This is a genomic window from Gammaproteobacteria bacterium, from assembly GCA_022340215.1.
Lineage (GTDB): Bacteria > Pseudomonadota > Gammaproteobacteria > JAJDOJ01 > JAJDOJ01 > JAJDOJ01.
Genome location: JAJDOJ010000264.1, coordinates 1 through 9945, shown reverse-complemented (window position 1 = coordinate 9945; position 9945 = coordinate 1). Strand labels below are relative to the sequence as shown.

Sequence of the window (9945 nt, the reverse complement as noted above, 5' to 3'; positions counted from 1 at the left end):
GCGGCCAATGCGAACATTCCCGCAGGTTCCTGCTTCAACTCCGGGCTGGACCCGGTGGCGTGCCCCTAGGTAATCGCGCTTCACGGCGCTGGTGCTTTTCTTTCGCGGCATCGCGATTCCCGCGGCGATCGTCGCCACCGTCGGCTTCGGTCTGCTGCTCACCGCGGCGACCGCGAGCGCGATCGCCGGGGAGGTCAACCTTTTCGCGCTGCTGTTTTCCGCCGTACTGATCGGGATCGGCATCGACTTCTGCATTCACATCGCCGGATCGTACGCACACCATACGGACCCCTCTGCCCGCACGGCGGCGGAGGCGTTGTCGAGTGCGCTTCGTCGCCCCGGCCGGGGGATCGTCTTCGGCGCGTTGACTACGAGTGCGGCGTTCTTTGCGTTGACCGCCAGCGAGTACCGGGGACTGGCCCAGATCGGTGCGCTGACCGGCAGTGGCATCCTCATACTTCTCGGCGCATCCCTTGCTGGGTACCGAGGCGTTGAGGACGGCGGCCATCGCATTCGGCGTGATCGTGCTGTTGCTCGGTATCGAGTTTCGCAGCCTGCGCCGCGTCTTTCTCGCGATGCTGCCCTTGCTCTGCGCGGTGCTGGTCACCCTGGGCGTCATGGGATGGCTGCGAATCCCCGTCAGCTTCCTGTCAGTCGCGGTTACTCCGATCCTGCTGGGAATCGGTATCGACGACGCGCTGCATGTCATCGAGCGGGCGGCCAAAGGGGAGGACTGGGGGGAGATCCTCGATCAGGCGGGGGGCGGCATCACGATCACGAGCATCACGACCATCAGCGCGTTCCTCTCGCTCTGCCTGTCGAGGCATCCGGCCGTGGTGGAGTTCGCATCCGTCACCGCCCTGGGCGTACTGGTCTGTTGGCTGTCGTCGGTAACCTTGTTGCCGGCATTGCTTCGTGCGGGACACCGAAACGGTGGCCGGATGCGTCGGGTTACGCTGCGCTAACCCCAATGGCACTTACTTCAGATGACCTGACTTCGCGGAATCTACGTCGAGCCCAGTTTCAGCACCAGTAGCATGCCGGATCCGCTTCGCTTGATCCGGCCTACGGTTTTCCCGTGCTTTCAGCGAGTCATGACATTGCGTAGGGTGGAACAAGCGCAGCGGTTCCACCGTCATGGGTGTCTGCGGCTCCCAACCGGAAAGTAGCTCCAATACCACCGGGGTCAACACCGCCGGCCCGCGCCGCTTGCGCGTCGGGTTACGGCGCGGCTGAGTTGTCAGGGGGCCGCTCGCCCGGCGGCGCGCCTGACCCGACCTACGAACTGCCTCTCGATCCGCCGGCGATCTCCTCCAGACTCTCCCAGCGTTCGTAGTACTCGTCGAGATCGCCATTGACGGATTCGAGTTCGGCCAGTGTCCTCGAGATTTCCTCCCCGGGGCGCTGGTAGAACACGGGGTCCGCGGCCAGTTCCTGCAGGCGGGTCTGCTCGGTCTCGAGTGCCTCGATCCGTTTCGGCAGGGCGTTCAGTTCCCGGCGTTGGTCGTACGACAGCCCGCGTCTCTTCGCTCCGGTCGCAGTCGTCCGATCCGGGCGTGCTTCACGTCGCTTTTCGGCTCTCGGGTGCGGCTTACGGGCATTGGATACCGCCTCACGACGTTGCCGTTCCAGATCGCGATAGCCACCAACGTATTCGCGTATCCTGCCCTCGCCCTCGAAGTGCAGGGTGCTGGTGACGACATTGTCCAGGAAGTCGCGGTCGTGGCTAACCAGTAGCAAGGTGCCCTGGTAGTCGATCAGCAGCGCCTCCAGCAGTTCCAGGGTTTCCACGTCGAGGTCGTTGGTCGGTTCGTCCAGCACCAGGAGATTGGTGGGACGGGCGAAGAGTCTGGCCAGAAGCAGGCGGTTACGTTCCCCTCCGGACAGGGTCTTGACGGGGGACTGCAGGCGCTCGGGCGGAAACAGGAAGTCCCTGAGATAACCCGCGACGTGGCGTGAACGCCCATTCACGGTGACCCGCTGGTTGCCTTCGCCGACGCTCTCCATCAGCGTGGCCTCGGGGTCGAGCCGGACCCGCAGCTGGTCGAAGTAGGCGACCTCGAGCCGGGTGCCGCGCCGGATCCGTCCCGAGTCCGGTGTCAGGTTGCCGAGCAGAAGATTGATCAGCGTCGATTTTCCGATACCGTTCGGCCCGACGATCCCGACCCGGTCACCGCGCAGGATCCGGGCCGAAAAGTCGCGAATCACCGGCGTTCCACCGAAGCCGTGCGTGACGTGCTCGGGCTCGAAGACCAGCCGCCCGGAGCGCGCCGCCTCCTCCATCCTCAGGTCCGCCTGACCGGGTCTTTCGCGCCGCGCCTTGCGCTGCTCGCGGAGCGACTCCAGCGCACGCACCCGCCCTTCGTTGCGGGTCCTGCGCGCCTTGATACCCTGCCGGACCCAGGTCTCCTCGCGGGACAGTTTGTCGTCGAGCCGCTCATTCTCCCGCGCCTCGGCCACCAGGCGTTCCGCCTTGCCGCGGGTGTAGCGGTCGTAGTCCCCGGGCCAGCTCGTCAGCCGTCCCCGGTCCAGCTCGACGATCCGGGTCGCCAGCCGGCGCACGAAGGCCCGGTCGTGGCTGACGAACATCAGCGCGCCGGTGAACTCCATCATGAAGCCCTCCAGCCATTCGATCGCGGCGATGTCGAGGTGATTGGTCGGCTCGTCGAGCAGCAGAATGTCCGGTTCGCTGACCAGGGCTTGGGCCAGCAGCGCGCGCCGTCGCCAGCCACCGGAGAGCGCCTCGAGACGGGTGTCCCCGTCCAGCGAAAGCCGCGACAGGACCGTCTCCACCTTCTGTTCGACCTTCCAGCCGTCAGCGGCCTCGATGTCATGCTGCAGTGCGGCGAGCCGGGCTACGGCGTCCGCGGACTGGGAGCGCGCCAGTTCACCCGTGACGTGGTGGAAATCCGAAAGGAGTCTGCCGAGACCCGGCAAGCCCGCCGCCACGAGATCGAAAACCGTTTCCTCGTCCTGCACGCCTGCTTGCTGCGCCAGGCCCGCGACACGCATGCCGGGCCGGACCCGCACGGTGCCGTCGTCGGGCGCGGCCTCGCCCGAGATTACGCGCAGCAGCGAGGACTTTCCCTCTCCGTTGCGGCCGACGAGGCACACCCGCTCACCGCGACGAAGCTCCAGGTCCGCTGCGTCGAGCAGCGGTCGATGGCCGTAGGCCAGAGAGACCTTCTCGAGTTTTACCAGTGGCATTCGGTTGCCCGTGTCTCAAAGGGCGGGTGTTGCGAGATGTCCAGTGCGGACGGTCAGCGGGGCGGATGTGCCGGCGCAGTAGTCAGCGATGGTCTGCAGCGCGGGTGTGCATGGGAATCGGGTGAGCGCGCGCGCTGCGACGGACCGGATGGAACCGGATTCGCTGTCAGCTTTCGTCGTTCAGGGTAAGCGGCCGCTAGTTTTGCGCGATGTCCGCGGAACGCTGATCCGTCACCGCGTGGCGCTTTTTCCGCCGCTTGGACTTCCTCTGTTTCTTGCGCTGCTCACCCCACCAGTCGTTAACGAACTCGTCGAGTTCCTTGGCAAGACCGCCACAGAGATAGATGGCCTTCGCGAGGTCCTGATCCCCGACTTCGATCTCGGCGTAGTAACCCGCGATCGTTGTTACGCCCTGTATTCGTTCAAGCGTCAACTGGATGCGATCGACCGCATCCAGGAGCGACTGATCCTGGTCCGTCTCGCTCATTAGCATTTCCCTGCATCGTCAAATAGCCAATCCGTTGTTGTGTATATTCATACACGATTTTGAGCCTCGGGGCACACTTTTCGTTCACACGGCGTTGTGGGTGTCCCAGAAAAGCGACGCGGTCACAAGGGTGTCTGCAGCGTAACGTTGTGTTAATGCAGGCCGTTTGCTACGGATTTTCAACGCAAGATGTACATCTCACCCGACATCATCATCGACGAAAGCGAGTTGCGAGAGCAATACATCCGCGCCTCTGGCCCAGGCGGGCAGAACGTCAACAAGGTCTCGACCGCGGTGCAGCTTCGCCTCGACGTCGCCGCTTCGAACGCGCTGGCCGAAGAGGTCAAGGCGCGGCTCACGAGGCTGGCCGGCAGCCGCATGACGGGCGAGGGCGTGCTGGTCATCGACGCACGTCGCTTCCGAACCAGGGAGCGGAACCGCACCGATGCGCGTGAGCGCCTTGCCGCACTGCTACTTCAGGCCTCGCGGCGCCCCAAGCCGCGGCGCAAGACGCGCCCGACCCAGGCGTCCCGAAAACGCCGGCTCGAGGATAAACGGGCGCGGGGGGATACGAAGCGCGCCCGGCGCAAACCCGGACAGGACGGCGAATAGGGTGACGGTCGGTTGTCTTTAGGCGATTTCTGTCATCAGAAGCGATTTGTCGATCCACGGGTTCCACACGACCGTGGAGCGGCTCGAGAGGACCGACCAGGACGCAGTGCGCGCGAAGCCGTGTGTGGGGGTATTTCCCGTTCTGGAGTCACGTGAATGCGCGCGGAATCAGGGCGCCAGGCGTTCGATCCGCCATCCGCCCTCGGCGTCGCGCCGGTAGCCGAACCGGTCGTGCAGCCGGCTTTCCCGGGCCTGCCAGAATTCGATGTCACCGGGCGAGACGCGGTAACCGCCCCAGAAGGATGGGAGCGGGACCTCGCCCTGCTTGAATTTGTTCCTGATTTCGGCGACTCTGGCCTCCAGCAGGGAGCGCGAACTGACCACGTGGCTCTGTGGAGACGCCCACGCCCCGATCTGGCTGCCGCGGGGACGCGTCGCGAAGTATTTGACCGATTCGGCGGTGGGGATCCTTTCGGCCGTTCCGGTGATCTTGACCTGGCGTCCCAGGGCGACCCAGGGGAAGAGCAGCGCGACGCGGGGATTCCCCTTGATCTGCCGGGCCTTGCGGCTTTCGAAGTTGGTGAAGAATACGAAGCCCCGGGCGTCGTAAATCTTCAGCAGTACCGTGCGCAACCACGGCTGGCCCTGGTCGGAAACGGTGGCCAGGCTCATGGCGTTGGGTTCGGGGATGCCCGAATTCACCGCGTCCGTGTACCACGACTCGAACTGGACGAAAGGGTCCGGGTCGAGCATGTCCCGATCCAGTCCACTTGACATCCATCGACTGCGAAGCTGCTCTGCGTGGTTCAAGTCCCTTGAGTTCCCTGTTGTCCGTGCGGCGCGCATTATCGCACAGGGTCGGCGGAACGGGGGACGCCTGCGGCCGGTGCTGCCGGCGTGACACGGCGGTCCTCTCGACCCGATCGTGAGGCGATTGCCGGAAAATGGCATACCAGATTGCGCTGGATTTTCGATCGTCATCAAGGCGCGACAACAGGCGCATAGTCGAACTATGTCACGGTTGTCGCAACACGGAGGACGGACGAAAAGACAAGCAGGATGGTATGTCATTTGACAGAAATCGCCTGAGTCCCTGATGGCGCAGACCGCAGGGAAGAAGTCGACGCGGGCGGCAGCGCCAGCGGCATCGGTCGAGACAGAGAAAGGGGCCGTTTCCGCATGGCTGTCCCGCCTGGCATTCTGGCGCGGGCGGCGCCTCAAGGTCCTGTCGTATGTCCTGACCTTTGTGTCGGGCATCCTGGTCACGGTCCTTTTCCTGTCGGCGATCTACCCGATGGTGACGATCGAGCGGTTGGAGTCGGTCAGCCGCCAGGACCCATTCGCGGTTCGCCTGATATTGCGTAACGAGGGTTTCTGGCCGATCGACTCGATCCGGGTGGACTGCCGCGTATTCACGATCGAGTCGCGCGCCGGAGACCGCCTCGTCGAGACGGCGTTCGAGGGCCGCAAGGACCTGGATCGAGGCCTGCATCCCAAACACAGGACCCGCGCGAAGTGTGAGCCCGCCGTCAAGGACGCCGCCCGGGCCGGCAACGCGGCACTGTCGATCTCCGTCTCGTTCAGCCCCTACTATCTGCCCTGGGAATGGCGCCGGCAAGAGGCGCCGTACGTCTATCGCATGTCTCGCGGCGCGGAGGGTCAGGTCGTCTGGATACCGGAGGGATGAACAGCAACAGTTGGCGTCGCATATCGTAGATCGGGTTAGCGCAAGCGTAACCCGACAGACCGGACGGCCGCTCGCCTTGCGGTCAGTCCCGCGGCGTCCGTCCCAGCGCATCGTAGTACGCCAGGCGGGTCCGTTCGGCGACCGAGCGGATCCGGAAACGTCGTTCCGCGAGCTCCTTTCCATGACGGCCCATCTCGGCGCGGCGTTGCGGGTCTTCCATGACCTTTCGCATGGCGTCGCTGAGCTGCTCGACGTCGTTGTCCGGAACGATAAAACCGCTGGCGCCATCTGCGACCATGTAGCGGTTTCCGCCGACGTCGGTCGCGATCACGGGTTTGCCTGCGGCCATGGCCTGGGCGATCACCATGGGCGCGGTTTCCAGGATCGGGGAGAGGACCAGCGCGGAACAGCGTGCGAATTCCTCCAGGAGCCGTTGCTCGCCCAGCAGCCCGAGGAAGTCGACGACTTCGTGCAGACCTTCCTCCTCGACGATCGCGTGGATCCGCTCCGCGTAGGGATCGTTGACCGCCTTGTCGAAACTCCCCGCCAGGTGCAGCCGGACCTCGGGCCGCTCATCGTGGAGCCGGGCGAAGCCCCGGAGCAGGGTGTCGATTCCCTTGCGGGGCGTGAGGCGACCGGCATAGAGCAGGGTGTTGTCCTCGTCGGTCCCCGCCAGGCCGAAATAGGTGTCCGAAACGGGATTCTCGATGTCGTAGACCTTTCCCCGCAGGCGGCCGCCGAAGCTGTCGCCGATGAACGGGCTGATGGAGATCACGTGGCTCGCCCGACCCACCGAACGCATTTCCTCCCGGGTGACCAGCCACCTGCCCCAGGTGCGGTCCCGCAGGCCCTTTTTCAGGCGGGCCTCCAGGAAGCGGATGCCGTGGAGCGTCAGGATCCACGGAATCCCGCTGGCGTCAGCGGCGGCGGAATATTTGCCCGCGATGTGGGCATGAGCGAGATCCGGTTTCAGTCGGACCAGTTCGGCAGTCATGGTGTCGATGTCCTGGCGGATCTTCAGACGGCCGGGACGGGTCGACGCCGCGAGGTAGTGAACCGTCCCGAAACCCTCGTCCGTCTCGCGGGCGCCGAGTCCCCAGCGGTCGACGGTGACGATGTCGAGCACGATGTCCTCGAAGCGGGAGAGCCCCTCGGTCAGATTGGCCATGACGGACTCGACGCCACCCGCGATGTGGGCGGGGTCGCGGGGGAAGTCACCGATCATTGCAATGCGCATGTCTGTCCCTTCTTGTTCTGGTCTTGTTCCGGTCTCGACCGGGAGGCCGTGGAACGGGTGGAACGAGGAGTCTGTCGGCAAGGTGGCTGGCCATTGCCTGACACGACACCCACTTTAGCAATCTTCCCGGGCCGATGCAGTCACCGGGGTATCGGGGCATTGGTGCGTGGTATCCTTGCCGGTCCGGCCGGGCCCGTGTCTCCGGGTCGTGCAGCCAATCGAGGGACCCAATGAAACAAACCACACGCCTCCCCGACCTGATTCTCGTTGCCGTCGGCATCGCCCTGGCCGGGTGGTTCGTCGGTCAGGGTTTTATGGAGGGCAGGACCTTCGACCGCTACGTCACGGTCAAGGGCGTGGCCGAGCGCGACGTGAGCGCTGACATCGGCCTCTGGCCGATCGCCTTCGTCGCCACCGACGACGACCTTGGGCAAGCTCAGAAGGCCATCGTCGAGAGCAAGCGCAAGGTGCTCGATTTTCTGCAGCGCTACGGTATCGATGCCGGGCAGGTCGAGGTCAGGCGACTCGATGTGGCCGACCGCCTTGCCGACCGTTATCGTAACGGCCCGACGGAAAGCCGATACATCGTCTCGCAGACCCTGATGGTCCGTACCGGCGATCCGGGCCTGATCCTCAAGGCCAGCCAGCATACCGGCGAACTGGTGGAGGCCGGCGTCGTCCTTTCGCGCGACGCGGGGCCCCAGGACGGACCGACCTATCTGTTTACGGGATTGAACGAACTGAAGCCGGAAATGATTGCCGAGGCGACTGCCCAGGCCCGGCGCGCGGCGGAGCAGTTCGCCAGGGACTCCGACAGCCGTGTCGGCGAAATCCGCCGCGCCAATCAGGGTGTATTCGTGATCCTGCCGAGGGACCGGATGCCGGGGGTTTCAGAGAGCGGACAGTTCCAAAAGACGGTGCGTGTGGTCTCGACCATCGAATATCTGCTGGATTGAGAATGCCCCCTACCGACTACTCCGGCCTTTCGCCGGAGACCGTGCTGTCGGCCATCGAGGCGCGGGGATACCGGACCAGCGGCCGCTTCCTGGCGCTGAACTCCTACGAGAACCGCGTCTACCGTGTCGAGCTGGAGGATGCGCCGAGCGTTGTGGCCAAGTTCTATCGGCCGCAACGCTGGAGCAACGAGGCAATCCTGGAAGAACACGGTTTCTCGTCGGAACTGGCCGATGCGGAGATTCCCGTCGTGGCGCCGATGCCCGATGGGCATGAGGCCACCCTGTCCGTTCACGAGGGCTATCGATACGCCCTGTTTCCGTTACAGGGTGGCCGCTGGCCGGACCTTGAAAACAGGCGGGACCTGGCCTGGATGGGCCGGTTCCTCGGACGTATCCACGCGATCGGCGCGAGCCGGCCGTTCGAGCACCGGCGCCGGATAGGCATCGGGGACTTCGGCCGGGAGTCCGCCGACTACCTGCTGGCCGGGGGCTTCATCCCGGCGCACCTGGAACCGGCGTACCGCACGCTCGCGGACGACCTGCTGGACAGTGTGGGCCTGTGTTTCGAACGCGCCGGAGACGTCCATGAGATCCGGATCCATGGCGACTGCCATCGCGGCAATATCCTCTGGACCGAGGCGGGTCCGCACTTCGTCGACCTCGACGACTGCGTCAACGGCCCGGCGATCCAGGACCTGTGGATGCTGCTGGCCGGAGAACGCGAGGAGATGGAGGTTCAGTTGGGACGTCTGCTCGAGGGTTACAACGATTTCGCCGAGCTGAACCCGCGCGAACTGCACCTGATCGAGGCGTTGCGGACCCTGCGCATGATGCACTACGCTGCCTGGCTCGCGCGCCGCTGGACCGACCCGGCCTTCCCCCAGGCCTTTCCCTGGTTCAACACCGACCGCTACTGGGAAAACCACGTCCTGGAACTGCGTGAACAACTGTCCCGTACCCAGGAAGCACCGCTGAACCCGGTCGTTTCGGTATAGCCAACAACGCATACGGGTAAGACTCGCGCAGGTCGGGTTAGCGCAGCGTAACCCGACCTGCCTGAAGATCAAGGAGAAAACGAAATGAGAAACCCGAGAACACTGCTGGCCGTTGCGATACTCGGTATGGTATACAGCGCGGCCGGAGCCGACGACCTCATCGACGCGAAGCGCATGACGCTCGACCTGGCCCGAGACGTCGCGACGGCTGCGGTCGAGGCATGCAGGAAAAAGGGGTACCAGATTTCGGTCGTCGTGGTGGACCGCAGCGCGACCCCCATGGTGGTGATGCGCGACGTTTTCGCCAGCCGCTTCACGACCGAGCTTGCGGAGCGCAAGGCCAACGCCGTCATCCTCTCGGGCACATCCACGACGGAGTTCGCCAAAAACCGGGCCGATATCCGGCAGGAGATGAACCTGGTCGACGGCATCCTGGTCCTGGATGGCGGTCTGCCCATCCAGGCATCGGGCGCGCTGGTCGGTGCGGTCGGCGTCAGCGGCGCCCCGGGCGGTGAGTTCGACGCCGAGTGCGCGCAGAAAGGCATCGATGCGGTCGAGGAACGCCTGGAGTTCGCGGACTGAGGCAGGTCGCTGCGCTAACCCGACCTACCAATGCTAAAAATGCAAGGGAAGGCTTTCAGGCGATTGCCGGAAAATGGCATACCAGATCGCGCCGGGTGAGCTGCGAAGCAGTGAACGGCTTGGGCAGGAAGCCCAAGACCGGTGCCCAAGCAAAGCAGGGACAGCGCCGCGCCGGGATCGTT

General features: G+C 64.7%; 10 protein-coding genes and 1 pseudogene. 7 read left to right on the top strand and 4 right to left on the bottom strand.

Annotated elements, in window-relative coordinates; genetic code table 11:
• Positions 1-91: 91 nt before the first annotated feature.
• Positions 92-403: pseudogene (locus tag LJE91_18040) on the top strand (MMPL family transporter).
• A 40-nt stretch (positions 404-443) separates the two neighbouring features.
• Positions 444-965 (top strand): MMPL family transporter, encoded by a 522-nt coding sequence (locus tag LJE91_18035; protein ID MCG6870558.1) that lies wholly within the window; start codon positions 444-446, stop codon positions 963-965.
• A gap of 313 nt (positions 966-1278) precedes the next feature.
• Here the strand turns inward: LJE91_18035 and LJE91_18030 are convergent, their stop codons facing one another.
• Both LJE91_18030 and LJE91_18025 read right to left on the bottom strand, forming a co-directional pair.
• Complete coding sequence (locus tag LJE91_18030; protein ID MCG6870557.1) at positions 1279-3207, bottom strand: ATP-binding cassette domain-containing protein; 1929 nt, start codon at positions 3205-3207, stop codon at positions 1279-1281.
• Positions 3208-3403: 196 nt separating this feature from the next.
• Positions 3404-3694 (bottom strand): hypothetical protein, encoded by a 291-nt coding sequence (locus LJE91_18025; GenBank protein MCG6870556.1) that lies wholly within the window; start codon positions 3692-3694, stop codon positions 3404-3406.
• Positions 3695-3883: 189 nt separating this feature from the next.
• Here LJE91_18025 and arfB point away from each other — a divergent pair, with 189 nt between their 5' ends.
• Entirely contained in the window at positions 3884-4306 is a 423-nt protein-coding gene (gene arfB / locus LJE91_18020) for an aminoacyl-tRNA hydrolase (GenBank protein ID MCG6870555.1), read from the top strand.
• A gap of 168 nt (positions 4307-4474) precedes the next feature.
• Here the strand turns inward: arfB and pdxH are convergent, their stop codons facing one another.
• Positions 4475-5152 carry a pyridoxamine 5'-phosphate oxidase gene (pdxH, locus tag LJE91_18015; protein MCG6870554.1) on the bottom strand — a complete coding sequence of 226 codons (678 nt, stop codon included), beginning with the start codon at positions 5150-5152 and terminating at the stop codon, positions 4475-4477.
• Between the two features lie 250 nt (positions 5153-5402).
• Between pdxH and LJE91_18010 the strand changes: the two genes are divergently transcribed.
• A complete protein-coding gene (locus LJE91_18010; protein ID MCG6870553.1) occupies positions 5403-5993 on the top strand; it encodes a hypothetical protein in 591 nt (196 codons plus the stop codon).
• 82 nt (positions 5994-6075) lie between these two features.
• Here LJE91_18010 and LJE91_18005 read toward each other — a convergent pair whose 3' ends face one another.
• Positions 6076-7230, bottom strand: a complete 1155-nt coding sequence (locus LJE91_18005; GenBank protein MCG6870552.1) for a glycosyltransferase family 4 protein — start codon at positions 7228-7230, stop codon at positions 6076-6078.
• A 230-nt stretch (positions 7231-7460) separates the two neighbouring features.
• On the opposite strand from LJE91_18005, the gene LJE91_18000 reads away from it, so the two are divergent.
• The 3 genes from LJE91_18000 (at position 7461) to LJE91_17990 (ending at position 9763) form a co-directional block, all read left to right on the top strand.
• The gene (locus LJE91_18000) at positions 7461-8186 is read left to right on the top strand and encodes an SIMPL domain-containing protein (protein MCG6870551.1); all 726 of its coding nucleotides are present in this window, start codon (positions 7461-7463) and stop codon (positions 8184-8186) included.
• 2 nt (positions 8187-8188) lie between these two features.
• Positions 8189-9181 carry a serine/threonine protein kinase gene (locus LJE91_17995; protein MCG6870550.1) on the top strand — a complete coding sequence of 331 codons (993 nt, stop codon included), beginning with the start codon at positions 8189-8191 and terminating at the stop codon, positions 9179-9181.
• A 126-nt stretch (positions 9182-9307) separates the two neighbouring features.
• Positions 9308-9763 carry a heme-binding protein gene (locus LJE91_17990; protein ID MCG6870549.1) on the top strand — a complete coding sequence of 152 codons (456 nt, stop codon included), beginning with the start codon at positions 9308-9310 and terminating at the stop codon, positions 9761-9763.
• Positions 9764-9945: the final 182 nt, after the last annotated feature.

What these genes read in the sequence shown, in the direction of transcription:
- LJE91_18025 (MCG6870556.1), bottom strand. Translation starts at nt 3,694, where the DNA reads ATGAGCGAGACGGACCAGGATCAGTCGCTCCTGGATGCGGTCGATCGC.
- LJE91_17990 (MCG6870549.1), top strand. Translation starts at nt 9,308, where the DNA reads ATGGTATACAGCGCGGCCGGAGCCGACGACCTCATCGACGCGAAGCGC.
- LJE91_18000 (MCG6870551.1), top strand. Translation starts at nt 7,461, where the DNA reads ATGAAACAAACCACACGCCTCCCCGACCTGATTCTCGTTGCCGTCGGC.
- arfB (MCG6870555.1), top strand. Translation starts at nt 3,884, where the DNA reads ATGTACATCTCACCCGACATCATCATCGACGAAAGCGAGTTGCGAGAG.
- LJE91_17995 (MCG6870550.1), top strand. Translation starts at nt 8,189, where the DNA reads ATGCCCCCTACCGACTACTCCGGCCTTTCGCCGGAGACCGTGCTGTCG.
- pdxH (MCG6870554.1), bottom strand. Translation starts at nt 5,152, where the DNA reads ATGCGCGCCGCACGGACAACAGGGAACTCAAGGGACTTGAACCACGCA.
- LJE91_18005 (MCG6870552.1), bottom strand. Translation starts at nt 7,230, where the DNA reads ATGCGCATTGCAATGATCGGTGACTTCCCCCGCGACCCCGCCCACATC.
- LJE91_18030 (MCG6870557.1), bottom strand. Translation starts at nt 3,207, where the DNA reads ATGCCACTGGTAAAACTCGAGAAGGTCTCTCTGGCCTACGGCCATCGA.
- LJE91_18010 (MCG6870553.1), top strand. Translation starts at nt 5,403, where the DNA reads ATGGCGCAGACCGCAGGGAAGAAGTCGACGCGGGCGGCAGCGCCAGCG.